Source organism: Lysinibacillus sp. NPDC097195, assembly GCF_044762075.1.
GTDB lineage: Bacteria > Bacillota > Bacilli > Bacillales_A > Planococcaceae > Lysinibacillus.
In genome coordinates this window covers 98,440-124,175 of record NZ_JBIWDP010000006.1, presented here as the reverse complement: position 1 = coordinate 124,175, position 25,736 = coordinate 98,440, and the positions used below count along the sequence as shown (strand labels likewise).

Sequence of the window (25,736 nt, the reverse complement as noted above, 5' to 3'; positions counted from 1 at the left end):
AAGAAAGTTAATTCTCATAATATGACAAAAAACATCTAGAGGTTTCGCGGCTTCTTTTTAAGAATGCCCCAACATTTACCGTCTAGTATCAATGAATATTTAATGAATGAAAAGTAAATTGTAAAAGCAATACCATTATTGAAATATACATGTATGCATTGTACGCTTTTTTCACGCATACTAGGAGTGGATAATTTTGGATTCTGGAACACATTTCGTTATGGGAATTGCACTCGGTGGTCTCGCACTAGCTGACCCCGTAGTTGCTAATCATTCCGTAACCTTTACTGCTGTTATGGCTGGTACAATAATTGGCTCTCAAGCACCTGATGTGGATACCGTTTTAAAACTACGCAATAACGCAATTTATATCCGACATCATCGCGGGATAACACATTCAATACCAGCTGTCATTATTTGGCCTATTTTAATAACAATCGTGTTATCACTAATCATTCAAGACGCCAATATGTTACATTTGTGGCTTTGGACATTTCTTGCGGTAGCTATACACGTTTTCGTTGATATTTTTAATGCCTATGGAACACAAGCGATTCGTCCATTTTCTAAAAAATGGGTGGCACTCGGTGTAATCAATACTTTTGATCCCATTATTTTTACGCTCCACTGTCTCGGCATTTTACTATGGGCTTTTGGCGCTAACCCTGTTTGGACATTTAGCGCAATGTATGGAATTATTGTGATTTACTACATTTTACGTTTTGCTGTGCAAAAAGCAGTGAAAAGAGCTGTGCATAATACAATTCAAGATGAGGAATATGTCATTGTTGCACCTACAATGCGATTTTTCCACTGGCGCATCGCAGCAAAATCAAAAACACATTACTATGTTGGCCGTGCTTATGGTCGCTCTGTCAATATTTACGATAAGTTTGAAATTAAGCCATTACCGAAAACCCCTACTGTTGAAGCAGCTTTGAAAGACCCTAATCTCGATGCATTCGTGTCATTCTCACCGTTATATCGATGGGAAATTTCTGAGCTTGACAATGACTTAACTGAAGTGAGGTTAATCGATTTACGCTATCGTAGTGACAATCGCTACCCTTTCGTAGCAGTAGCCCATTTAAATGAAGCAAACGAAATCGTTACATCTTACACGGGTTGGATTTTTACCGAAGATAAGTTGCAAAAAAAATTACAAATTGGTGCAAGTAATTAAATCAAATAAAGCCGGGGTATCCTATTGAAGGGAACACCGGCTTTGTTATGTTTTAACTAATCGTTATTGTATCATATCATCACTTGCATCTAGTAAATGAGCATATTTTGGATTACGTCCTGCAAATTCATGGAGCTTATCGCCGTAGCTTGTAATTAATTGGCGCACTAAATTTTCGGTAAAATCAGCTCCACGATAATTGTAACCTGCTTTGGCAGAAGTCGATTCAAAATCACTCCATAGTAGCTCAATCCAAACACGTGCGCGCCCGACTGACATTTGAGGATTTTTTTCAAGTAATTCCGCTGTTAGTTTATCAATTTTTTCTTGCATTTATTTTCCCGCCTTTATAGGTGATAAAATTGAAACAGGTAACGCTTCCTGATATTTATCGCCGCCAAGACGATGCCCCCAAGCAAAGCGCCCTTTTAAATAATCGACTTGAAAATAATTGTTGTCAGAGCCATCGATTCGATACATTTCACCCGGTACAATTGTATCTAAATCAACTAAATATGCTGCAGCCATTAAAGCTTTACGCTCGTATACTGCAAATTCATTCAGAATGCCTAGCTGTTCTGCTTTACGAGCCTTTTCTTTTAGCTTAGCTACTTCTTCTCGTAATTCATGTTCTGTCATTGCAGCATAGTTTTTGTCATTCATTGTTCATTCTCCTTCTCTTCAATAAAACGATCAATTATGTCGACAGGAAATCCTTTTTGATAAAGTGCCTGCTTCGTTTTCATTTTTAACTCATAACCAGTATACTTCGAGGCATACTTTTTCCAAACTTTTTCGCCTTGAGCCTCGAGTAACGACTGCCATTCATCTTCCGCTTGCTCGATTTCTACCTGTCCAAGTACTTCATCTACAATAGTAAAGGAATAGCCTTTACGCATTAAAAAATCTTGAATTTTTGCTTTTATTTGCGCTGGTGTCTTCTTCTTTTCAGAGCGGATCACCTTTTCTGCAAGCTGTGTGGCGAGCTTTACTTGTTCCTCATGGCTAAATGTTTCAAGCACTTCATCTTGCAAATTTTTATCGATTCCTTTTTTGATAAGATCCTGTCGAATTGCTCGCGGCCCTTTTTTCATCGTAGCCTTTTTTGTATCAAGCAATGCTTTCGAATAAGATTCATCATTTAAAAAACCATAAGATTTTAATTTTTGGATAGCTTCTAATATAACAGCTTCTCCAAACTCTAATGAGCTTAGCTTCTTTTTCACTTCATGCTCACTACGCATTTGATAAGACAAAAAATTTAATCCTTTATTAAAAGCTTTACGAATTTCATCTTCGTAGGCTATTTCTTGAATATCAAATTCTACAAGAACCTTCCCTTTCGTCAGACCAAATTGGATGAGAATTGCCTCATCTACAGGAAAAGCATATTCCTCGTTCAAATAAATATTATAACGTTCTGGATTGTTTTTTTGACGCGCAATTTTTGTAATAACACGCATAGCGATACCACCTCTTTGCCTTATCATTATAACATCTTTTTCTTTTTTTCTATCTTTGTGTATAGTTGAGATACAGCTATTTGGAAATGGAGGGGATGTTATGAAAATTGCCATTGCTGGAGGTACTGGCTTTGTTGGCGAAGCACTAACAAAATTATTACAAAAACAAGGGCATGAAATTTTTATTTTATCACGTAGCAATTCTAAATATGAAAATGGCATTCACTATGTACAATGGCTAAAAGAAGGCGCTCGTCCCGAAAATGACTTAGAGGGTATTGAAGCAGTTGTCAATTTAGCAGGTGTGTCTCTAAATGCTGGACGTTGGACAAAGAAGCAAAAGAAAGCCATTTATACTAGCCGGATGGATGCGACGCTTGAAATTGTCCGTATACTAGAACAATTAAAAACAACACCGAAGGTCCTTGTAAATGCTAGTGCAGTTGGGATTTACCCACCTTCTACAGAAACCACTTATGATGAGAACACAAGCCATTATTCAAAAGATTTTTTAGGATGGACGGTTCATGATTGGGAGCGCCATGCCAAGCGGGCGGAAAAATTAGGTGTACGTGTAGCCCTTGCCCGTTTTGGCGTAATTTTAGGTCGTGACAATGGCGCATTGCCTTCCATGCTTTTGCCTTATAAATTGCATGTTGGCGGCACAATCGGTACAGGAAAACAGTGGTTATCATGGGTCCATATTGAAGATGTAGCACGCGCAATATATTTTGCGATTACTAATCCTTCTATTCAAGGACCATTTAATGTAACAGCTCCTCATGCAAAACGCATGAAAGAATTCGGACAAACGATTGCCTCAGTAATGGGACGCCGTCATTGGATGCCAGTTCCTAGTATTGCCATGCGTGTAGCTCTTGGCGAACAAAGTATGCTTGTCTTAGAAGGACAGCATGTTTTACCTACTGTCTTACAAGCCCAAAATTTCGAATTTCAATTTCCACATTTACAAGAAGCACTTGAAAATTTATTATAAAAATCAATGCACAAAGTAAATTGAGATGTAGGATAAAATTTTAAAAATAACGCATCCTAAACGAAAAGGAAAGGATGCGTTTTTTATGTGGAAACAACATATCGTAGGTGCAGTAATCGCTACTTTTATTATCGCCGCAGCAATTAGCTTTAATCCTTACTTTGCATCTGGCTCAGATGAATATCATTGGGGCATTAAAAAAGCAAAGAATGGCGAACCAGCACAAGCGGGTGCACAACTTGACAAACTACTCGACCAGTATGGAGCAATTTATAAAGGCAAACCTGATAAAAAAGTGGCTTACTTAACTTTTGATAATGGCTACGAAAATGGCTTTACTGAAAGTATTTTGGATACATTGGAAAAAGAAAATGCACCCGCAACTTTCTTCTTAACTGGGCATTATTTAGAAAGTGCTGGTGACCTTGTAAAGCGGATGGTGCAGGATGGTCATACAATCGGCAACCATTCTTATGGGCATCCAAATATGGCTAAGCTAACGCGCGATGGCATGCGTGCAGAATGGCGGAAGTTTGATGGAAAATTACGTGAATTGACAGGCATTGACCGTACAACATATGCCCGCCCACCAGAAGGAATTTTCAATGCGAAATTATTAGAAGTGGGCAATGCTGAAGGTTACCGTCATATTTTCTGGTCTGTTGCTTTTAAAGATTGGTTAAAGGATGAACGACGTGGAGCGGATTATGCTTATAATGCGTTGATGGAACAACTTCATCCTGGCGCTGTTATTTTAATGCATACCGTAGCGCAAGATAATGCTGAAGCCCTTCCATTATTTATTGCCGAAGCGAAAAAGCAAGGCTATACATTTTTATCGCTCGACGATTTAGTATTGGAATATGAAGATTTCCCTGTCACTATGCAATCGTCCACTCCTTAGTTATAATGGGGAGATGACATCAGCATGTTATCAATATCTGCGTGCTGAACAAAGTTAAAGGACGTGGAACGCTTGACGCAACAAACAACGATGGAAGTGGGACAAAAATTCCCATTAACGATAAAAAGACTTGGTATTAATGGCGAAGGAGTTGGCTTTTACAAACGCAATGTTGTCTTTGTAAAAGGAGCGATTCCTGGTGAAGAAATTACGGCACAAGTGACAAAGACACAGCGTAATTTCGCTGAGGCTGAAATTCTGGAAATACGTAAAACTTCAAAGTTTCGTCAGGAAGCACCCTGCCCTGTCTACAATGAATGTGGCGGTTGCCAACTTCAGCATATGACTTACGAAAAACAGCTGATTGAAAAGCGTGATATCGTGATGCAAGCTTTAGAACGCTACGCTAAACCTTTAGCAGAAACAGTAGATGTTCGCAAAACAATTGGTATGGACAACCCATGGCATTATCGCAATAAAAGCCAATTCCAAGTACGTAAAGAAGGCAAACGTGTCTATGCTGGGCTTTTTACTGAAGGCAGTAATAAACTACTAAATATAAATGATTGCCTTGTCCAACATCCAATTACATCGAAAATTACTGTAGCCACTCGAAAAATCTTACAAAAACTAAATATTACGATTTACGATGGTCGTACGCTCGATGGTTTAGTGCGTACGATTGTTGTACGTACAGGGATTCGCACTGGTGAAACGCAAGTCGTGCTAGTGACAACACGCAAAGAAATTCCTCACCTTGCTGAGCTAATCACACGCATTAAAAAAATCGATCCAAGCATTGTGTCGATTGCGCAAAATATTAATCGTGAAAAAACATCCCTTATTTTCGGTGATGAAACAATTGTGCTGGACGGCAAGGAAACAATCCATGAGGAACTTGGGGAATTAGCATTCGACCTATCCGCTCGTGCATTCTTCCAATTGAATCCAACACAAACCGTACATTTATATGATGAAATTAAAAAAGCAGCTGCATTAACAGGTAAAGAAACGGTTGTTGATGCTTACTGTGGTGTGGGGACAATCGGTTTATGGCTAGCTGATCAAGTGAAAGAAGTTCGTGGCATGGATGTCATTCCAGAAAGCATTCAAGATGCACGAACTAATGCGCGCAATCACGGCTTTAAACATACAAAATATGCAGTTGGCACGGCTGAAAATATTTTAGCAAAATGGCGCAAAGAAGGCTTCACGCCGGATGTGATTACCGTCGATCCACCACGTACAGGCCTTGCACCAGAATTTATTCGTACAGTTCTTAAGCTTAAACCAAAACGTTTTGTCTATACCTCTTGTAACCCATCTACATTAGCAAAAGATTTACAAGAACTATCAAAGCTTTATGATGTAGAATATATCCAACCAGTAGATATGTTCGCTCAAACTGCACAGGTAGAGTGCGTTGCAAAGCTAGTGTTAAAAAAATAACATGTATGGAGCATCTCAATTAATTTTGAGATGCTCTTTTAATTTTTCAAAGTGCGTTGAAGTCCTATACCGCGGAATTATTGTCTTCTATCGCGGAATTCTTCCCTACTTTCGCGGAATTATTGACTTCTATCGCGGGATTCTTTCCTTGTTTCGCGGAATTATTGACTTCTACCGCGGAATTCCTCCCTCGTTTCGCGGAATTATCGACTTCTACCGCGGGATTCCTCCCTTCAACCGCGGAATTTTTGTCTTCTACCGCGGATTCTTCCCTTTTTCATCCACTATGGCATTATTATCTAATTGCTTTTATTGAAGCTTATCTGTATAATATATCACTAGGTGCCAAACCTACGTGGCATGGACGGAACATCCGTGTCACACCGAAAAACGCCATTACAGCACGGATTTGCTGGGCGTTTTTTGTTTTATGAGCGGGAGATGAGCCCCGCTCTTTTATTTTGCCTATAAAAGCGACCATGACATTAAACCGTCACTGGCCGCTTATTTTTATTTTTTCCGAAGACGAGTAAAACTGACGCAACAGCTAATAATAACAGTGCTACTAGTATAAGAAAGCTATAGTTTTTTACAAACTCTAAATAAACGCCACCTAAAAAAGGTCCTGTTAAGCTACCGATACTTAAGGCAATACCACAAAGCAAGTTTCCAGTTGGTAGTAGCTCTTTCGGCGTTAAATCAGCCATATATGTAATACCGAGAGAAAACATCGAACCGACAAGTGTACCTGCAAAGAAAAATGCGATAACTACAGCCATTTGTGAGTGCTCTAAAAAGCTCGCAATAGTGAATAGAATGGCTCCTCCAAATGATCCAAACATTAAAATATTGCGTCGGCCAATTTTATCGCCTAGCGCACCTAGTGGCACTTGCGTTAAAATACCCCCAAATGTGAAGACCGATAAAATAACCGGAATCATATCTACTTTAAAGCCAATGCGCAATGCATAAACAGGAAATAAAGCATTCAAAGAAGATTCTAAAAAGCCATAAACAAATGGCCCTAAAAAGGCTATCCAGCCAAAGACAATGGCTACCTTATAGCGATTCCAGCCCCTTGCATTCATATCACCTGTAAGACGCTCTGGCTTTTCATTGCGTAAGAAAAATACAAAAGACCACGCAATTAAACACAAAATTGCTGACACAATAAACGGCAATGGCTCAGCAATTTGTATCAGCTTTACCATTAATGGCCCTACTGCAAAGCCGGTGCTAAAGGATAAACCATAAATAGCCATACCTTTACCAAGACTTTTATGATCCGCTGTACTTGTAATCCAAGTTTGCGTTGCATAATGGAGCGCATGATCTCCGACACCAATTAGCAAACGTAAGACAAACCAAAATGTGACGCTTTTCCATAATGGAAATATCATAAGCGAAATAAAGACAAGTGCACCGCCAATTAAAATAATTGGTTTGTAGCCCCATCTTCGTAAAGGCTGTTCTATAAACGGTGCAATTAATAAAGTTCCTATGTATAGACCTGTCGCGTTTAAACCATTTAAAGCGGAAGATACACCATCGCGCTCAAAAATAATCGAGATAAGTGGTAAGAGCATCCCTTGTGAAAATCCCGATATGGATACAATTATCACTAAAATAGTAAACCTTTTTTTGCTGTAATCTGCGAAGTAATTCATCTTTTCCTCCAACATCTAGTCTGCTTCCACATTACAGCATACCAAAAAGCCTTAGCGCTCACCACATGTGATTTTACGCTAAGGCTTAACGAATACTTATCTTCATTCAACTTGTATAAACACGAATTTCGGCTTTTTTTATTTACCGATTACTTGTTTAAACTCCCTCCTTTTCGAGTTAGAGTTCACCGTTTTGTACAATCAACTCCTTTACTATTTCTTAAAATAACTTTAACATACAACATCAATATTGTAAATATTCTGTCTATTCTTTTTTTAAAATAATCTCTTAGTCCTAGGTGTTAACCTAGGCATTGAAATTTAGTCCCAAATCAGCTACGATAAAAAGGACGAAATGAGGTGTATGCATGTCAAAGTCAATCACTGATAAAGAACAACAAGTTACTTACTTAAAAGAACGTCTTGAAATGTTTTTAGAAGTATTAGATGCCATCGATCCAGAAACGACTGAATTACAAGATATTGATCGTTTAATTCAAATGATGGATGATTTAGAAGAAAAAATGGAGCAATTCAACGCTCGTGAACAATAATAACAAGCAAAAGCAAGCGAGCAACTAAATGGCTCGCCTGCTTTTTTTAATGACAATCCCAGTTGTACACAACTTTGCTAAAATCCTTATTTTTTAGTTCTTCTTCTGTAATGAAGAAATTGCACACACCACAATCCCCCCACATAATATGATCCCCTTCACTATCTATTTGCAATAGCAACGTTGTTGACTCTGTATAATTACCATACGCACGAGGATCTTCCTGTGTAAAGAAAGGATATCCTCCTAATTTATGTCCGTCTCCTGCTAAGACTTCGTAAAATACATCTGCTAGCTCTTCATCTTCATCTATAGCTGTTTCTATACTTTTATATATTTCATTACTTCTAAAATCGCCCATTGTTAAAGGTTCGAATTGAGCCTTAAAACTAATTGCCATTTCCTTTTCTACCGGAAAATACAGCTCTTCTTCCTTATTTTCTACAAAGGAGAAATCTTGAATAAGCTGCGATTCATCTGTGATAATTGTATCGTGGAAAATCACCCGAAAACCATCTTGATTGTTTCCATTATCGAAATCCATGCCCAACACATCATCATAACCATCAATAAAAAATTGCAATATCCCCGCTTCGGGAAAATTAGCTAAGTGTTTTGGTACATCCGCAAAATTAATTTGTGCTAAAAGTTTTAACGGTTGTTGTTGTTCGTTTTTTGGATATTCCATCGCAAGTGGAAAATATGGATTACCTCCAAATTTGCTGTCAAATAAAGTCGTTTCTTTTTCATGCGTTTCGATGTCAATAACGGGCTGCATCGTTCCTTCTATTAAATGGCGATATTGCTCAACTTCCTTTGGTAACTTCAGTGATTTCGTTTCGAACATGAAATATCCTCCTTAAAGTAAAGTTAATTCCATTTTAGAACAAATGTTCCTAATAATCAAATATCTTTTTCTATGCATCTATACCATTTCATTCATAAACACTTGAAATTCTATAAAAATAATCGATTATTTCTCCACTATTAGATGTACTCTTTTTTTCATTAGTGGAAAAGAGTATAATGGTTCGTGGAAATCATCAAATTTTCATTGGGGGGCAATAACGAAATGAATCTTCAAACTTTAGAGAAAAGTCTTTACGATTTAATTACTGAGACGTCTACAAATTTACCAAAAGACGTACGTCGTGCCATTAAAAAAGCGAAAGAAGCTGAAAATTCGGGTACGCGTGCAGCAATGAGCTTAGAAACAATCTCAAATAATATTATTATGGCAGAAGATAATGTATCACCAATCTGTCAGGATACTGGTCTACCAACATTTAAAATTTATACGCCTGTAGGTGTCAATCAATTAGAAATAAAAGAAGCAATCAAAAAAGCAATTAACGATACAACAGCGGATGCAAAACTTCGTCCAAATGCCGTGGATTCATTAACTGGAGCTAACAGCGGTAATAACCTTGGTGATGGTCTGCCAGTTATGAAATTCGAGCAATGGGAAAAAGATTATATTACGATTAAATTAATTCTTAAAGGCGGCGGCTGCGAAAACAAAAATATCCAGTACAGCCTACCATGTGAATTAGAAGGTCTTGGCCGTGCAGGTCGTGATTTAGATGGTATCCGTAAATGTATTTTACACTCTGTATATCAAGCACAAGGTCAAGGCTGTTCTGCAGGCTTTATCGGTGTAGGAATCGGTGGCGATCGCTCTTCTGGTTATGATTTAGCAAAAGAGCAATTATTCCGTCATGTTGAAGATACAAACTCAAATCCAGATTTAGCAAAATTAGAAGAATACGTTGTGAAAACAGCGAACACATTTGGTATCGGTACAATGGGCTTCGGTGGTGAAGCAACTTTACTTGGTTGTAAAATCGGCGTTATGCACCGTATTCCAGCGTCATTTTACGTATCTGTAGCATATAACTGCTGGGCATACCGTCGTATGGCAGTGGATATCAATCCAGAAACTGGTGAAATCATCAACTGGCACTACCAAGAAGGCGAAAAAATTACATTTAAAGAAGATGAAGTTGCTGCAACAACAGAAGAAACTTCAACAAATGTTGTGGAACTTACTGCGCCAATTACAGAAGAACAAATTCGTTCTCTTAAAGTTGGTGATGTAGTATCGATTACGGGTCGTATGTACACAGGCCGTGATGCTATTCACCATCACCTAATGAGCCATGATGCTCCTGTTGATCTTAATGGACAAGTTATTTATCACTGTGGTCCTGTAATGGCTAAAGACGAAGAAGGCAACTGGACAGTAAAAGCTGCTGGTCCGACTACTTCCATTCGTGAGGAACCATATCAAGGTGATATCATGAAAAAATTCGGCATCCGCGCTGTAATCGGTAAAGGTGGTATGGGTCCAAAAACGCTTGCTGCTTTAGGCGAACATGGCGGTGTTTACTTAAATGCCATTGGTGGTGCTGCTCAATACTACGCAGACTGCATTAAAGGTGTAGATGGTGTAGACTTAATGGAATTCGGTATTCCTGAAGCTATGTGGCACTTAAATGTTGAAGGTTTCACAGCTGTCGTAACAATGGACTCTCATGGCAACTCCCTTCACGCTGATGTAGACAAATCATCTTTAGAAAAACTAGCTCAACATGCAGAAAGAGTTTTCTAAGTTAGAAAAACATCTTGAACAAAAAGCAAAGGCACAGAATATTCCTAGTGAATATACTGTGTCTTTTTTCTGTACTCCTTACATAATCGGCAAATAACTACCTGCAGTTTCTTAAACACATCATTATATTTTATTGATATGACACTTATACCATATCCATTAAAAGTTATTGCTTTCTTTTTCCAAACACCTTTGTTATAATAATTCTAAAGTAGAAAAGATATAAATGAAAGTGATTATCATCTACGAAAACGCTTGTATTACCTTGTTTAATAAGGGTTTTGATATTGATTTTCATTATCAAGGGGGGATTTGATTGGAATACTCTAATCGAGAAAATAATAACTTAATTGAGAATATTAAAGTGCATGCGGAACTTATTGCTGCTATTATGGCAGGATTATTTATTTTACTAGCATGGCGTTTAGATACAAATGATCAAACAACAGCGTCTGTTCTCCTATATATTGTAGCCTTTTGCGTCGGAGGCTTTGCTAAGGCAAAGGAAGGCATTGAAGAAACGTTAGAAGAAAAAAAATTGAATGTAGAGTTGCTGATGATTTTAGCTGCTATAGGTTCAGCTGCTATAGGTTATTGGACAGAGGGCGCAATCCTCATTTTTATCTTTGCTATTAGTGGTGCTCTAGAGACATACGCTATGAACAAAAGTCATCGTGAAATTTCTGCATTGATGAATTTACAACCGGAAGAAGCTTGGCTAGTACGTGGTGGTTTTGAACCGATGAAGGTTGCCGTTTCCACATTAAAAATTGGCGACCATTTACTTATTAAACCTGGAGAACGTGTCCCTGCAGATGGTGTTATTTTTAAAGGACAGTCGTCTATTGATGAATCAGCAATTAGTGGAGAACCGTTACCTATTGCGAAATTTGAAGGTGATGAAGTATTTGCAGGAACCGTTAATTTAAACGGGTCCATTACAATGGAGATGACAAAACCAAATTCTGAAACATTATTCCAAAAAATCATTATGCTTGTCCAAAGTGCGCAAAGTGAGAAATCACCTTCTCAGCAATTTATTGAAAAATTTGAAGGCACTTATGTAAAATTCGTCTTACTTTCTGTTGCACTTATGATGTTCCTGCCCCACTTTCTAATCGGTTGGGACTGGACGACAACATTTTATCGAGCAATGGTCTTGTTAGTAGTTGCTTCTCCTTGCGCACTAGTTGCCTCCATTATGCCCGCAACATTAGCAGCCATTTCAAATGGCGCGAAAAACGGTGTGCTATTTAAAGGAGGCTTACATCTCGAACATCTAAGTGTATTACGTGCATTAGCTGTCGATAAAACAGGGACACTTACACAAGGAAAACCAGTCGTTACAGAGTTCATTGTACGCGACGGCTTAGATAAGAATGCAACATTAGCAGTCCTTGCAGGAATAGAAGCACAATCCAATCACCCTTTAGCCCAAGCCATTACAAACTATGCGAAAGCACAACGTATTTCGCAGTTTGCACAAGCAACGATTGAGGATATCCCTGGCTGGGGCATGAAAGGCTACGTCAATGAAACGGAGTATTTGATTGGCAAACCTGATTTTGTCGGAGAAGAGGAAGCAAATACCTTTGCAAATAACGCCTTATCGAAGCTTACTGCAGAAGGTAAAACGGTCATCTTTATGCGTGATACTGAAGGTATTGTTGCTCTTGCAGCGTTAAAAGATACCGTTCGTGATGAGGCAAAAAAAGCCGTTGCCTTGTTAAAAGAACTAGGTATTGATGTGATTATGCTTACTGGTGATAATGACAAAACAGCAAATGTTATTGCTAAAGAAGCTGGTGTTACTGAATATGTAGCAGAATGTCTTCCTGAAACAAAAGTTACGGAAATGAAACGGCTACTTGCGCAGCATAACTTTGTCGGGATGGTCGGAGATGGCATCAATGACGCCCCTGCCTTAGCAACAGCTACTACTGGTATTGCAATGGGCGAAGGTACGGACGTTGCTCTAGAAACAGCAGATGTTGTACTAATGAAAAATGACTTATCTAAAATTGCTTATGCAGTCCGCCTATCACGTAAAATGCAACGGATTGTGAAGCAAAACATCTTCTTCTCTATTGGCGTCATTGTGTTACTCATAGCCTCTAACTTTTTACAAGTTGTTGATTTACCTCTAGGTGTCATCGGACATGAAGGTAGCACAATTCTCGTCATTTTAAACGGTTTACGTATGCTTAATAAAAACGTATAACAAGGGTGGTCTCAAACTGAGACCACCTTTTCATATGTCAACATATTTACGGGTTACCGCTTTCCGCGAGCGTAGCTTAAGCTTCCTCCTCCGTTGACGCTACGTGCGGGGTATTAAGTCTCAATTCGGCAGTTAATATAACAAATACTAAAAAGGTAGCCTCTAACAGAGACCACCTTTTTTTAAAGTTATTTAATAGCACCTTCCGCTTTTAGCAAGGCTCTTTTTTGCATCGTGGCGTTTAGTACACCACCAAAAATGATAATCATCCCTGTAAAATACAACCACAGCATTAAAATAATAACGCCACCAATACTACCATATGTAGCAGAATAATTACCAAAGTTACTAATATAAAAAGAAAAACCATATGTTACAATTAGCCAAGCAACCGTCGAAAACAACGCTCCCGGCCATACACCCATGATTTTCAATCGCGGGCTAGTATTTGGCACTAACCAGTAAATAGCCATTAACACTAAAAAGATAAGCAATGGCGGCATGGACCAGCGAATATTACGCCAAAGAGATTCAAACTCGTCTTCAATGTTGACGATTGAAAATAAAAAATGCCCAATTTGCTGTCCAAAAACAGGTAATAAAAGCACAACTGCAATAACAATGACTAAAGCAATTGTAAATACAAGGGACAATCCCCTATCCCATAAACCTACTCTACCTTCTGTATCATACGCTTTGTTTAACGCTCTTATTAACGCATTTATTCCCTTTGACGCAGACCATATCGTACCAAGTACCCCGATAGATAATAAACTACTATTACGGTTCGTTAATACTTCATTTAACGTACTTTCAATAAGCCTATATACTTCATCAGGCATCAAATTGACTAAAAATGAGTATACTTGCGTTGTTTCTAAGTTTAAATATGGCAAGAGTGTAACAAGGAAAATTAGTAGGGGGAAGAAAGATAGTAAAAAGAAATAAGCAAGTTGTGCCCCAAGAGCTGATATTTCAACGCGTTGAATGCGAAGTATTAAATCTTGCATAAAACCCCTCGATGTCATCACATCTACAACTTCTTCATCTGGTGAGAAAAACGCTTTTACTTCACCAAATGTTGCCTGTATGGATGCTTTTTTCTTCTCCATTTAATTCCCTCCTTTTACTACAACTTATTCTTTATCTGATGAAGTGAAAGCTGATTTTGTATCGCTAATCATGCCTTGAATTGTGGAAGGGAAGTCTTTAAATTCATCAACTTTCTCCGCAAGTGTGTTAACATTTTCCGATACTGTATCGCATAGTACTTTAGCTGCTAGCACTTTTTCTTCAAGTAAGTCTTGCAGCTCGCTGCGATGTGATGCGTAATACGATACCGATTCTTTCATTCTTTTCGTTGTAGCGACTGTTTTTTGGCGTGTAGTACGATCAAACATGCTGATTGCAGCACCAACTGCTGCCCCTATTACGATTGATGCTAATAATTTACTTTGACCCATATGATTTACCCCCTGAATTATTTAATGTTATTCCCTTTTTTATAATATTGAAACTGCTTACTGCCCTTATTCTACCCAATAACAGTCTAATTTTAAAGCAACGCCCAAATACAGTGTTGACATTTTTTTTATTCAATGAAATGATATTGGCTAGGATTAAGAAAGGTAGGTTTAATTGAATGGATTTATCTATATCGTCAAAAGAGAACGTTATTTATATGGTTGATCAAATGAAAGATAAGCTTCGCATGGTCAATGTAGATGCTATGAAATCAGAGAACTTTGATGAAGCAAATTATGAAGATTTAGTCTATCTATACGAAATGGTTATGAAACGCGACACATTTAGCCCGAGTGAAATGCAAGCTATCGTTGCTGAATTGGGCTCATTACGTAAATAATTGTTCAGCATACGAAAAAAGCTATTAGCAAGGACCTCACGTCGATTGCTAATAGCTTTTGTGTTACTGCGTGTTTTTCGCTGCAGAACCGTCTTCAGCGACAAGTGGTTGAATTAATACTTCTACACGACGATTTTTTGCGCGACCTTCAGCTGTATTGTTAGGTGCAATGGCTTTATATTCTCCATATCCTTTTGCACTAAAATAAACCGGATCAAGATTCGAGTTACTATCTACTAAAATCTTTAAAAAGTTCACGGCACGCATCACAGAAAGTTCCCAGTTTGAAGCAAATTCAGGGCCTGTTTGCGGAACATTATCCGTATGACCGGTGATGACAATACTACGAGCTGGGTCTGATACTAATACCCCTGCAAGTTCAGCTGCAATTTTATTATACTCAGGCTTAATGGTAGCTCTACCCGGATCGAACAAAATGCTATCACGAATCGTGACAAGTAAACCCTCATCTGTCATTTCTGTTGCAAACTGACCTTCCATCTCATTGACCGCAATAAAATTATCAACACTATCTTTTATTTCTGCTAGTTCCTGCTGATCTTTTAAATACGCTGAGTTCTGTTGTTGCTGTTGCGGTGTTTGCTCACTTGGATTAGGCGTTGGTAATGGCGCAGGCTGTTCTAAAAAGCTTGTCCCTCCATCAAATACCTGATTAAATACCGCTGATAACCGCTCTAATTTTTCTTGGTCAACTGAACTGGATGCAAAAAGTACGATAAATAATGCTAGTAACAATGTTAAAATATCCGCATATGGTACTAACCAAGATTCATCAATATGCTCATCATGCTTTTTTTTCTTAGCTTTCTTTGCCAAGGCCGCCCGCCCCGCTTTCACCCGAAATTTGACGACGCTCTTCCATTGTTAAATAAGAAGATAATTTTTGTTCAATAACACGTGGCGCTTCCCCTTCTAGAACAGAAAGAATGCCTTCAATCATCATACGTTTTTGTTTCACTTCAACTGCTGATTTACGTTTTAACTTATTGGCAAAAGGATGCCATAAAACGTAACCTGTAAAGATACCTAATAAAGTTGCCATGAATGCAGCAGAAATGGCATGTCCTAACTTATCAATATCATTCATATCTGCTAACGCTGCGATTAACCCTACTACCGCACCGAGTACCCCTAATGTCGGGGCATATGTACCTGCTTGTGTAAAAATGGCTGCACCACTTGTATGTCGGTCTTCCATCGCTTCTACTTCTTCCGTTAAGACGTCACGAATATAGTCTGCGTTTTGACCATCAATTGCTAATGTAAGACCATTTTTTAAAAATGGGTCTTCAATTTCTGATGCTTTACTTTCTAATGCTAACAAACCTTCACGACGTGCTAAATCTGCCCATTGTGAAAACATCTTAATAATTTCAATATCATCCGCTAGTTTAGTTTCTTTAAAAAGAATTTTAAACAGCTTTGGTACACGCTTTAATTCCTTTAATGGAAAGGCAATTGTAACAGCCGATATTGTACCAACGATGATAATTAAAATAGCCGCTGGGTTATAAAAGGACGTTAAATTTACACCTTTTAATACCATCCCTGTTAGCAATGCGACGAACGCTAAAATTATCCCTACTACTGACGATAAATCCATTTTAGAACCTCCAAATCTTCTATCTTACTTATTTTCGTCCCATTTTCCATAATTTAAATAAAGATATTACAAGTATAAATGTATTTCTTTAATTTTTCGATGAAATAAATGCTTTTTATTCACATTTCGACCATATTTGATTATATTGAATTAAGAATAATACACTAAATTGTCTTTTATTGAAGGGAGTTAAGAATTTGTTATTATCATTTAACACAAAATTACTAAGATATGCCGAATTAGCCGTGAAAATAGGAGTAAATATCCAAGAAAATCAGTATCTTTATGTGAGTTGTTCGACCGATAACTTAAAACTAGCAGAAATAATTACTAAAATTGCCTATGAAAATGGTGCAAAACAAGTATTTGTCGATTTATCAGACGACCGACTTGTCCGCACACGCTATGAAAAAGCTCCTAAAGACTCATTTGATTTCTTTCCTCCATGGAAAATTCAAGAACGTGAATGGCTTGCTGAACAAGGTGCTGCTTTTTTAAGCATTGTTTCTCAAGACCCAGACCTTTTAAAAGATATCGAATATGAGAAAATTATGTCTTCCCAAAAAGCATCAGGTAAAGCACTCGCAAATTACTATACGATGTTGCAAGCGAATAAATTTAGCTGGACCGTTATTGCGGCTCCTTCTAAACAATGGGCAGCCAAAGTATTCCCTCAGCTACCAGAAGACCAGCAAGTAGATGCTCTATGGGAAGCTATTTTTGCCGCGACACGTACAGACGAAGAATATCCGGTAAGTGCATGGCAAGCACATGCTCAACAGTTACGTAACAAAGCCAACTATTTAAACGCTAAACAATACAAATCCCTTCACTATACAGCGCCGGGGACTGACTTAACAATAGCATTACCAGAAAACCATATATGGTCAGGTGGTAGTAGTGTCAATACCCAAGGACAGACATTTATGGCGAATATGCCAACCGAAGAAGTGTTTACTGCACCATTAAAAACCGGTGTTAATGGCTATGTATCCAATACGAAACCATTGAGCTATGGTGGGAATATTATCGATCAGTTTAAGTTAACATTTAAAGATGGCCGGATAGTTGATAGTCAAGCTATGCAAGGGCAAGAAATTTTAGCATCACTCATCGCAACAGATGAAGGTGCTCATTATCTTGGTGAAATAGCACTTGTGCCGAATCAGTCCCCTATCTCACAATCAGGTTTATTATTTTACAATACATTATTCGATGAAAATGCCTCTAATCATTTAGCAATCGGCAATGCCTATGCATTCTGTATTGCAGGCGGCAAAGAAATGTCTAAAGACGAGTTACTAACACATGGTCTAAATCAAAGCTTAACGCATGTTGACTTTATGATTGGCTCTGCCAACATGAATATTGACGGCATAACAGCCGACGGTCAAATTGAACCAATTTTCCGCAATGGTAACTGGGCGTTTTAAGAAAATAGTCAGTCTTAATAATATTATGCTAGGCTAGGTATCTTATGGATGTCATAAATTATCCTTACATTTTCCTAGCAACCTATTGTATAATAAGTATAGTTCTTATAGTAGATTATTTATGTAGAGAGGAGCTTTTATAATGTTCGTTACAACTGTAATTGGTTTTTCAGTCGTATTATTAATTTCTCTAGCATTTTTCATTCACTACCTACAAGTTGGCTTAGATTCTAAATCTTCAGTAACTGTAGACCCACAACCAAAAGAAAAATATTAATTAAATTATCAGCTACTTTCCGTAGCTGTTTCAGACTGAAGACAAAGTCAAAGTAATTTGGCTTTGTCTTCAGTCTTTTTTTACTCACAAAAAATACCCCGAGAGAATTACCCTCGGGATATATTGAGTATAACTATGTCTTATTCCTTTTTTTAAACTGATAAAAAATCCCAAATACTATGTTGTAAATTAAACCAAAATTTAATGGATTTAATAAAGCCCATAGTAAAGTTGTTTCTAATGCTAACAGCAATAATATCCACAAAATCAAGCAGACATAATAAGCCAATATCATTGGCACACTATAAAAATAATCTACATTCAGCATACAAGTCCCCCTATACACTAATCAAAACAAGAGGATGATGCGCCCGACATAGCTCCGCCCGCTGCGCCTATAATAGCCCCTCCTGTAGCACCTACGGCATTTCCAATAACAGGAATAACAGATCCAACACCCGCACCTACCCCTAAACCAGTTAATGCACCAAGATAATAAACTCCAAGAACCCCTAATGCACACTTCCATTTCGAACAGCAAGTCTAGTCGGTTGTTGTTCGCTGCTATGTAATTCTATAATCAGCCCGTTATCAACTGATTTATAAATTAATTTTACCTCATTACCATTACTATCTATCGCTTGATTTGGTAATACTTCTGAATAATCTCCTTTTGTAACAATAAAATTACCAACTTCATCGTTTTCAATTTTTGCTTCTTCATTTAACAAATCAAAACGCATCGTACTTTCATTTAAAATGGTAATTGCAAAATCATTATTTTGTTCAGCTGCAGTTACTGTTGATGCTGTTAAACCAAAATTTCCTGTGAAAAAGAATAAGAGAACCAAACAAGTCAATAAAAAAATATTTTTCTCATCTGTAAAACTCCTCCTAAAATATTCTGATTCTTCTTATATTTTAAATAAAAAATATAAAATATAAAATATAAAACAAAAAATTGTAACAATTTTTTTGATCTCTTAAATAAAAACTACCTCCAAATAAAAAACTTACAGAGAGGCACATTCGGAGATTTTGCTTTAGCGAGTATTGTGGCTTTCTTTGCAAAGATCAAAGCAACACTTTTTCTCTTTGTCCTAGCCTTTTTTTGCAATGCTATATCATTTCTTTCATTTCGATTCGCTAAATAATTTGCGAAACTGCTCTTTTTTTCATAAATATTACGTGAATATTGGTATTATTGTTTGCATATTTGCGTTTTTGCTCTAAAATATTTTTGTAGGGAAGGGAGCAAACTTTCATGTCAATGTTAAAAGATATTTTAAAATTTAATGAAGATTTCGTTCAAGAAAAGAAATACGAGCCTTTTATTACAACTAAGTACCCTGATAAACGTATCGTTGTATTATCTTGTATGGATACGCGCCTAGTTGAACTATTACCAAAAGCGATGAACTTAAGAAACGGTGACGTCAAGATTGTCAAAAGTGCCGGTGCTTTAGTAAGTCACCCATTTGGTGCCGTAATGCGTAGTTTACTTGTTGCTGTTTATGAGCTGCAAGCAGATGAAGTGTATGTAGTTGGACATTACGACTGTGGTATGAGCGCAGTTGATCCAGATGCAATGATTAGTAAAATGGTTAACCGAGGTATTAAAGAAGAAACGATTAAAATGATGGAATACTCAGGAATTGATTTAAAAGATTTCTTACGTGGCTTTGGCGATGTAGCGACAAGTGTTAAGAAAAGTGTCGATACCATTCGTAATCACCCACTAATGGTTCAAACAGTACCTGTTCATGGTCTAGTAATTGATCCTAATACTGGCCGCCTTGATTTAATTGACGACGGTAGTAAGGCAAATAATTAACACTGCTTGGGTAACAGTAAATCTTTCCATATAAATAAAAAGGTGTCTATCGTTTTGATAGACACCTTTTTTATTGCCTTACTTTATTTATCAGCTGTAAATATTGGGTATCACCATAGCCCACGGTTGTAAATAGCGTAAATAGTTGCTGCAATAATTCGCTTGTCGATAAATCTTTATGTTTGGCAATATATTTTACAACTGTATTATCTTCATTTAGCATATCTAAATATATATTAATTGCCTGATACATCACTGGTAGCACTGCATTTGATGGCCTCTTATGGTTGACCAACACATCATTATACACAGTTTGATATTGCCCTAATTGCAGTTCACTTTGATTCACTTTAAATTCGTCTTCCCTGAAACTATTTAACAACACTTTTCCCTCATAGCCAGACTGTTCAAGATAAGAGAGTATGGTAAGCAGGTTCATTTGACAAAACATGTCTTCACCAAACCATAAAACGATACACTTATATTCCTTGTTAAACAGACGCTCTAATGGTGCAATTACTTTTTGAATATAATTTTCTACGGAATCTTGATGTCCATAGGCTCGTTTCTTAATAAATTCCTTATCAAAAACTTGACTAGTAGTGGCGTTTACACACATCGCTTCATTAAATGGAGCATAATCAGAGTCTCCCATTAGCCTATTATCCTTAAACTCCTCATACATCATTTGACCGTTTAGTATATTTAGTACCTCCTTGTCAAAAAACGCCCACTTTTTATGTTGTAACCGTTCAACCTCAAATTTTTGGTTCACTTTCATTCCACACCATTCCTCATTTTTATTCATTGTCAGTTTATTCATCGATTGAACAGGCAACTTATGAAGCTGATATTCTCTAGGACTAATACCAAAAACCCTTTTAAAGGCTCTGCTATACGCTTCCTGCGAAGAGTAATCATAACCAAAGGCGATATCGATGATTTTCCGATCCTTCGCCAAATCTTCTGTAGATAAATACAATCTCCTTAGAAAAATATAGCGTCGAATCGTTATACCTGTTGCTTGGTGAAATTTAAACGAGCAATAGTATGGTGAATATCCCATACGATGCGAAAGTTCATCTAACGAAAATTGATTTTTTAATTTACCTTCAATCCACTCAATCATAAACTGTATCTGTCCATCCATTGATCTCACCTCCAAATAAAATTATAAGTACTATCAATTTCTTTTATTTGATATTTGTTGTGTTTCATATCATTATTTGGTAAAATTTAGCAAATATATAGTATACAGGAGGAAGGAAATGCAATCTTATCATTCAATTTCAGCAGAAGTTTATAACCTAGACAAACCTATCGGCAGTTCGTTTGGAGATGTCGAATATTATAGTCAACGCCTTGCTCATGTCAAAGGAAAAATATTAGAGCCAGCTGTTGGAACGGGCCGTATTTTAATCCCATTGCTTGAGCGTGGAATGACAATTGAAGGTTTTGATCTGTCTGAGGAAATGTTAGTGTACTGTCGAGACAATTTAAAAAAAGCCAAGCAAGAAGCGAATATTTTTCATGAAAATATGGAGACCTTTCAAGCAGCTCAACTGTATGAAGCTATCATTATTCCTGCAGGAACATTTTTATTAATTACTGATGACAAAGAGGCATATCAAATATTGACTAATTTGTACAATCATTTAGAATTGAACGGCAGATTGATTCTAGATATCTTTTTGCAACCGGACTTTAGGGAAGGAAGCTCTCGCTATCGAACGTTTACAAACAGCCAAGGTGAGATCATTACATTGCAAGCAACACAATCTGAAATAAATTATATTAACCAAACAACTACTACCCATCATCGCTACGATAAATGGCGAGAAGGCAATTGTATCGACAGCGAATTCGAAACATTCACCTTAAAATGGTATGGAATAAATGAATTTAAAAGACTTTTAATGCAAGTTGGCTTTAAAGATATCGTTATTTCATCAGACTATTGCTATCAGCAATATCCTACAGATCGAAATCAAACTATTACTTTTGAAGCTGTTAAATAATTTTTAAAGTTTAGCTTCTATAAAAATGAAAACAAGCAAAGGGTTTAGTACAATTTCTTAGCCATTCATTCTTTATTATTTAAAAGTAGACAATAATTAGTTGTTGGTAGCAAAGGCGGTGACTCCTGCGGGAACGCACAAACAGCCCGCGCGTTAGAGAGGGTTGCGGCTTACACATGTGTGTCCGCGGAAAGCACCATCGTAGCAGACAACAACGACATTGCAAAAAAGTGTTAGATTGATGGCAGTCAATCTAACACTTTTTACACTTCCAAGCATGTTGTGCGTTCAAGACAATGGCTCTAGGCGAGCATACATGTAGTGATCCACCCATTGACCATTAATGTACAGTAATTTCCTTAACAAGCCTTCTTGTTGAAAACCTGATTTTTCTAGCACTCGAATTGAGGCCATATTTTCAGTCGATACATAAGCTTCCACTCGATGGAGCCCAATTTGTTCAAAGGCAAATTTTACAACTAATTCTACCGCTTCCGTTACTATGCCTTTACCCACATAGATTTCATCCATCGCATAACCAACAAATGCACTCGAATACGGTAAACGTTTGATAGCATAAAGTGCAATGTGACCGATTAAATTATTTGTACCTAGCTCATATATTCCAAAAGTATATTCCCTCTTTGAACCCATTAAATATAAACTTTCTTGTATTTTTTTATATTGCGCATCAATTGTGTAGTATTCAGGACGCTGTAACGGTTCATATGTAGACCAAAAATATTTATTTCGACTTACTAGACCCGTTAAGCTTTGTGCATCTTTTTCTTGGAATGTGCGAACGTAGCATTTCTCCCCCTGAATTGAGACCACATTTCCACCCTTTTTCCTTAATAAATTCCAAATTTTTAGCACCATTTCTCCCCACAAGCCTTCCGATAAATGTCAGTACATGTTCATTGTATGTAATAGAAGATGCTGCTACTACTAAAACGGCCCTGTCTAAATAGTACAGCATCATTCTTTTTATTTTTTCGTTTTTTTAGCATGAATTTGTAGGCCGATACTTGATGACTCCGCATCCTCTAAATGGGACTTATCTAAAACGTTTGTTAAATGTAGACCCCTTTTTTGCGCCTCACGTTCAATATGGGCAAGTGTTTCTTGTAGCACTTGTACGCGCGCATGCTTTTTATCGTTTCCTGCCACCAATACCCAAGGAGCATTTTTCTTGTCTGTTTTTTCAAACATTTCATTTGCCGCTGCTATATATTCCGGTGTTTTCTCACGATTTCTCCAGTCTTCATCAGTTAACTTCCATGCTTTATAAGGATCTTGTGCACGCTCATTAAAACGCTTTAACTGTTCTTCTTCAGAAACATGTAGCCAAAATTTTATAATAATGTAGTCGCCAGCAGTTAATATTTTTTCGAAGTTATTAATTTCTTCATACGCTCGGGACCACTCTTCTTTTGTTGCAAATCCTTCAATACGCTCAACTAACACGCGTCCATACCAAGAACGGTCAAAAATCGCAATTTGTCCGTGTTGCGGTAACTTTCTCCAAAAACGTTGTAAGTAATTATATCGAAGTTCGTGAGGCTGTGGAGCTGAGATAGGATGAACGACATAGCCTCGAGGGTCAACTCGTTCAATGAGACGCTTAATGGCGCCACCCTTGCCTGCAGCATCCATCCCTTCAAATACTAGAATAAGTCCAATTTTATTGTTTAGTAAAAATTGCTGTGCATTTAACATTTCATATTGGAGTACTTTTAATTTCTTTTTATACAGTTTTTTATCTAGTTCAATTGATAGGTCAAGATTTTTTAGATTTTGCGTCATCAAAATTCCACTCCTTCAAATTGGATATTTCTATTGTACTAAAGAAATATTTGGATGCCTAATCAAATGGTAAATTGTAGACAATTTACGCAAATTCACTTGTTCCATTGTAAGGATTTTCCGGTATAATAAAATAGATATTTCGTGACAGTCCTATACTTATTTGTCTTTTCCCTATAAAATTTAACACGAAGGGAGAGGAAGCTTTGCCTAAGATTATTTTAATGACAATAACGTATATTGTCTCACTCATCCTAACCTTTGCATCCTATTTCATAACAATAAATGGTCAATCTACGTTAGAAATCTCAAATCGTTTTCCCGTAATGTTTGCACCTATTAATATTAGCTATATGATATGGATAGTGATTTACATTTTGCTCGCTTATTGGTTAGTTATGAATTTTAAAAAGACATCTATTAAACAGACTGTTCTCTTTAGCAATGTATGCATATTACAAGCGCTGTCTATTTTATTTTGGCATTATGAATTTTTCATAATATTTTTCTGCTCTTCAGTAATTTTAGTACTGTACTTATTTTTCCTTTACAATACGTACTCATTTACAAATAATTCGCTAACAGGAAGACTGCCATTTTCACTTTACTTTGCATGGTCTACATTTATGATGTTAACTAACGCAAGTTTTATCCTAACATCTTATGGGTGGCATGGTTTTGGACTGAGCAACCCACTTTGGGCAGTAATATTATTGACAATAGGTACTGCCATCGCTTTACATATTCGTTACCATCATTTCGATATTGTGTATCCTAGCGTATTTATATGGGCCTTTATCGGCATCGTATTGCATAATGGCCTTGATGAATTACTGGTGACGACAGCAGCTTTATTTTTATGTGGCGTGCTTATTGTGGGCATTTTATTCGTCAAAAAAAAACCTGTTTACCGAGATTAAATCGGTAAGCAGGTTTTTAGTTTTTTATGCTTCATCTAATGAAGTTAAAATGATTGGTTTATCTTTTGTAACAATAATAGAATGCTCAATTTGGGCAACTAATGATTTATCAGGTGTGATAAATGTCCAGCCATCACCAGCTTCAACGATATGCTCTGCTTTCGCTGAAATAAACGGCTCAACTGCAAGTACCATGCCCTCTTTCATAATTGTTGAATCCCATGCATCGTAATAATTTAAAATATGGTTTGGTTCATCATGCAATGAACGACCTAAACCATGTCCTGTTAAGTTCATAATAACCGTTAAGTCATTGGCATAAGCTTCACGCTCTACCGCTTTCCCAATTTGGTTTAGTTTAGAACCAGCTTTTACTTTTGTCATAGCACGATCAAAGGCACTTTTCGCTACGCGGCAAAGTTTTTCTTTATCTTCGTAACCTTGCCCTACTACAAATGAAATACCTGTATCTGCAAAATAGCCATTTAGAGAACCGGATACATCAATATTGACGATGTCTCCCTCTTGAATAATGCGTTGTCCAGGAATACCATGGGCCACTTCTTCATTCACACTAATACAAGTATATCCAGGGAAATCGTATTCACCTTTAGGACCTGAAATAGCTCCTGCTTCAGCAAACATGCGCCCTGCAATTTCATCTAATTCAAGTGTTGTCACTCCTGGTTTTGTAGCTGCCTTCATCGCCTCACGAATTTCGGCACAAATGCGACCAATTTTTTTAAAGGCTTCAATTTCTTCTTGCGTTTTTACAATCATTTTTAACGTCCCTTTCATCTAATATCTATTCTTTAATATAACATAACTTTAAATGCGCATAACGCCAAACGCTTTAATTATTCTATGCCGCCATGATTTTAGACGTACCATCAAATAAAAAACAACAATTT

28 protein-coding genes are annotated in these 25,736 nt (G+C 37.2%); 13 read left to right on the top strand and 15 right to left on the bottom strand.

Annotation, left to right across the window (positions count from 1 at the left end):
* The first annotated feature begins 196 nt into the window (after positions 1-196).
* Positions 197-1,183, top strand: coding sequence for a metal-dependent hydrolase (locus tag ACIQXI_RS19950; protein ID WP_402928021.1), 987 nt, complete (start codon positions 197-199; stop codon positions 1,181-1,183).
* A gap of 63 nt (positions 1,184-1,246) precedes the next feature.
* Here the strand turns inward: ACIQXI_RS19950 and ACIQXI_RS19945 are convergent, their stop codons facing one another.
* Genes ACIQXI_RS19945 through recX form a run of 3 tightly spaced genes read right to left on the bottom strand, consistent with a single transcriptional unit; the run spans position 1,247 to position 2,646 of the window.
* Positions 1,247-1,516: a YfhJ family protein gene (locus tag ACIQXI_RS19945; protein ID WP_402928019.1), complete on the bottom strand. Its 270-nt coding sequence runs from the start codon at positions 1,514-1,516 to the stop codon at positions 1,247-1,249.
* Entirely contained in the window at positions 1,517-1,846 is a 330-nt protein-coding gene (locus ACIQXI_RS19940; protein ID WP_402928017.1) for a YfhH family protein, read from the bottom strand.
* Positions 1,843-2,646 carry a recombination regulator RecX gene (gene recX, locus ACIQXI_RS19935; protein ID WP_402928016.1) on the bottom strand — a complete coding sequence of 268 codons (804 nt, stop codon included), beginning with the start codon at positions 2,644-2,646 and terminating at the stop codon, positions 1,843-1,845. The genes ACIQXI_RS19940 and recX overlap by 4 nt, the downstream gene beginning before the upstream one ends.
* Before the next feature lie 100 nt (positions 2,647-2,746).
* Here recX and ACIQXI_RS19930 point away from each other — a divergent pair, with 100 nt between their 5' ends.
* From ACIQXI_RS19930 to rlmD, 3 genes are all read left to right on the top strand, one after another.
* A complete protein-coding gene (locus ACIQXI_RS19930; protein ID WP_402928014.1) occupies positions 2,747-3,643 on the top strand; it encodes a TIGR01777 family oxidoreductase in 897 nt (298 codons plus the stop codon).
* 85 nt (positions 3,644-3,728) lie between these two features.
* Complete coding sequence (locus ACIQXI_RS19925; protein ID WP_402928012.1) at positions 3,729-4,547, top strand: polysaccharide deacetylase family protein; 819 nt, start codon at positions 3,729-3,731, stop codon at positions 4,545-4,547.
* A 72-nt stretch (positions 4,548-4,619) separates the two neighbouring features.
* Entirely contained in the window at positions 4,620-5,996 is a 1,377-nt protein-coding gene (gene rlmD / locus ACIQXI_RS19920) for a 23S rRNA (uracil(1939)-C(5))-methyltransferase RlmD (RefSeq protein WP_402928011.1), read from the top strand.
* Positions 5,997-6,481: 485 nt separating this feature from the next.
* Here the strand turns inward: rlmD and ACIQXI_RS19915 are convergent, their stop codons facing one another.
* Positions 6,482-7,663 (bottom strand): MFS transporter, encoded by a 1,182-nt coding sequence (locus ACIQXI_RS19915; RefSeq protein WP_402928009.1) that lies wholly within the window; start codon positions 7,661-7,663, stop codon positions 6,482-6,484.
* Between the two features lie 368 nt (positions 7,664-8,031).
* Between ACIQXI_RS19915 and ACIQXI_RS19910 the strand changes: the two genes are divergently transcribed.
* A complete protein-coding gene (locus ACIQXI_RS19910) occupies positions 8,032-8,217 on the top strand; it encodes an SE1561 family protein (RefSeq protein WP_402928008.1) in 186 nt (61 codons plus the stop codon).
* A gap of 46 nt (positions 8,218-8,263) precedes the next feature.
* Here ACIQXI_RS19910 and ACIQXI_RS19905 read toward each other — a convergent pair whose 3' ends face one another.
* Positions 8,264-9,064: a YwqG family protein gene (locus ACIQXI_RS19905; protein WP_402928007.1), complete on the bottom strand. Its 801-nt coding sequence runs from the start codon at positions 9,062-9,064 to the stop codon at positions 8,264-8,266.
* Between the two features lie 225 nt (positions 9,065-9,289).
* On the opposite strand from ACIQXI_RS19905, the gene ACIQXI_RS19900 reads away from it, so the two are divergent.
* On the top strand, positions 9,290-10,828 hold the full coding sequence (locus ACIQXI_RS19900; protein WP_402928006.1) for a fumarate hydratase: 1,539 nt from the start codon (positions 9,290-9,292) through the stop codon (positions 10,826-10,828).
* A 316-nt stretch (positions 10,829-11,144) separates the two neighbouring features.
* Positions 11,145-13,049, top strand: coding sequence for a heavy metal translocating P-type ATPase (locus tag ACIQXI_RS19895; RefSeq protein WP_402928005.1), 1,905 nt, complete (start codon positions 11,145-11,147; stop codon positions 13,047-13,049).
* Positions 13,050-13,237: 188 nt separating this feature from the next.
* Here ACIQXI_RS19895 and ACIQXI_RS19890 read toward each other — a convergent pair whose 3' ends face one another.
* Both ACIQXI_RS19890 and ACIQXI_RS19885 read right to left on the bottom strand, forming a co-directional pair.
* On the bottom strand, positions 13,238-14,161 hold the full coding sequence (locus tag ACIQXI_RS19890; protein WP_402928004.1) for a YihY/virulence factor BrkB family protein: 924 nt from the start codon (positions 14,159-14,161) through the stop codon (positions 13,238-13,240).
* Positions 14,162-14,185: 24 nt separating this feature from the next.
* The gene (locus ACIQXI_RS19885; protein ID WP_402928003.1) at positions 14,186-14,512 is read right to left on the bottom strand and encodes a YtxH domain-containing protein; all 327 of its coding nucleotides are present in this window, start codon (positions 14,510-14,512) and stop codon (positions 14,186-14,188) included.
* Between the two features lie 179 nt (positions 14,513-14,691).
* Between ACIQXI_RS19885 and ACIQXI_RS19880 the strand changes: the two genes are divergently transcribed.
* Complete coding sequence (locus tag ACIQXI_RS19880; RefSeq protein ID WP_024364531.1) at positions 14,692-14,913, top strand: DUF1128 domain-containing protein; 222 nt, start codon at positions 14,692-14,694, stop codon at positions 14,911-14,913.
* Between the two features lie 63 nt (positions 14,914-14,976).
* Here the strand turns inward: ACIQXI_RS19880 and motB are convergent, their stop codons facing one another.
* Positions 14,977-15,750 carry a flagellar motor protein MotB gene (gene motB, locus ACIQXI_RS19875; protein ID WP_402928002.1) on the bottom strand — a complete coding sequence of 258 codons (774 nt, stop codon included), beginning with the start codon at positions 15,748-15,750 and terminating at the stop codon, positions 14,977-14,979.
* Positions 15,734-16,537, bottom strand: coding sequence for a flagellar motor stator protein MotA (gene motA, locus ACIQXI_RS19870; RefSeq protein WP_402928001.1), 804 nt, complete (start codon positions 16,535-16,537; stop codon positions 15,734-15,736). Before motA ends, motB begins: the two co-directional genes overlap by 17 nt.
* Before the next feature lie 197 nt (positions 16,538-16,734).
* Here motA and ACIQXI_RS19865 point away from each other — a divergent pair, with 197 nt between their 5' ends.
* Together ACIQXI_RS19865 and ACIQXI_RS19860 are read left to right on the top strand one after the other, a co-directional pair.
* Positions 16,735-17,970 (top strand): aminopeptidase, encoded by a 1,236-nt coding sequence (locus tag ACIQXI_RS19865; protein ID WP_402928000.1) that lies wholly within the window; start codon positions 16,735-16,737, stop codon positions 17,968-17,970.
* A gap of 142 nt (positions 17,971-18,112) precedes the next feature.
* Entirely contained in the window at positions 18,113-18,247 is a 135-nt protein-coding gene (locus tag ACIQXI_RS19860; RefSeq protein WP_402927998.1) for a hypothetical protein, read from the top strand.
* A 133-nt stretch (positions 18,248-18,380) separates the two neighbouring features.
* Here the strand turns inward: ACIQXI_RS19860 and ACIQXI_RS19855 are convergent, their stop codons facing one another.
* Complete coding sequence (locus tag ACIQXI_RS19855) at positions 18,381-18,575, bottom strand: hypothetical protein (protein WP_402927997.1); 195 nt, start codon at positions 18,573-18,575, stop codon at positions 18,381-18,383.
* A 184-nt stretch (positions 18,576-18,759) separates the two neighbouring features.
* Entirely contained in the window at positions 18,760-19,107 is a 348-nt protein-coding gene (locus ACIQXI_RS19850) for a hypothetical protein (protein WP_402927995.1), read from the bottom strand.
* 404 nt (positions 19,108-19,511) lie between these two features.
* Between ACIQXI_RS19850 and ACIQXI_RS19845 the strand changes: the two genes are divergently transcribed.
* Positions 19,512-20,081 carry a beta-class carbonic anhydrase gene (locus ACIQXI_RS19845; RefSeq protein ID WP_402927993.1) on the top strand — a complete coding sequence of 190 codons (570 nt, stop codon included), beginning with the start codon at positions 19,512-19,514 and terminating at the stop codon, positions 20,079-20,081.
* Positions 20,082-20,151: 70 nt separating this feature from the next.
* Here ACIQXI_RS19845 and ACIQXI_RS19840 read toward each other — a convergent pair whose 3' ends face one another.
* Positions 20,152-21,231 (bottom strand): helix-turn-helix domain-containing protein, encoded by a 1,080-nt coding sequence (locus ACIQXI_RS19840; RefSeq protein ID WP_402927992.1) that lies wholly within the window; start codon positions 21,229-21,231, stop codon positions 20,152-20,154.
* A 118-nt stretch (positions 21,232-21,349) separates the two neighbouring features.
* Here ACIQXI_RS19840 and ACIQXI_RS19835 point away from each other — a divergent pair, with 118 nt between their 5' ends.
* On the top strand, positions 21,350-22,099 hold the full coding sequence (locus ACIQXI_RS19835; RefSeq protein ID WP_402927990.1) for a class I SAM-dependent methyltransferase: 750 nt from the start codon (positions 21,350-21,352) through the stop codon (positions 22,097-22,099).
* Positions 22,100-22,387: 288 nt separating this feature from the next.
* On the opposite strand, the gene ACIQXI_RS19830 is transcribed toward ACIQXI_RS19835, so the two are convergent.
* Both ACIQXI_RS19830 and ACIQXI_RS19825 read right to left on the bottom strand, forming a co-directional pair.
* Positions 22,388-22,978, bottom strand: a complete 591-nt coding sequence (locus ACIQXI_RS19830; protein ID WP_402927988.1) for a GNAT family N-acetyltransferase — start codon at positions 22,976-22,978, stop codon at positions 22,388-22,390.
* Positions 22,979-23,086: 108 nt separating this feature from the next.
* Positions 23,087-23,905 (bottom strand): polyphosphate kinase 2 family protein, encoded by an 819-nt coding sequence (locus ACIQXI_RS19825; protein ID WP_402927987.1) that lies wholly within the window; start codon positions 23,903-23,905, stop codon positions 23,087-23,089.
* Between the two features lie 206 nt (positions 23,906-24,111).
* On the opposite strand from ACIQXI_RS19825, the gene ACIQXI_RS19820 reads away from it, so the two are divergent.
* On the top strand, positions 24,112-24,825 hold the full coding sequence (locus tag ACIQXI_RS19820) for a hypothetical protein (protein ID WP_402927986.1): 714 nt from the start codon (positions 24,112-24,114) through the stop codon (positions 24,823-24,825).
* Positions 24,826-24,849: 24 nt separating this feature from the next.
* On the opposite strand, the gene map is transcribed toward ACIQXI_RS19820, so the two are convergent.
* Positions 24,850-25,605, bottom strand: coding sequence for a type I methionyl aminopeptidase (gene map / locus ACIQXI_RS19815; protein ID WP_402927985.1), 756 nt, complete (start codon positions 25,603-25,605; stop codon positions 24,850-24,852).
* Positions 25,606-25,736 lie beyond the last annotated feature (131 nt).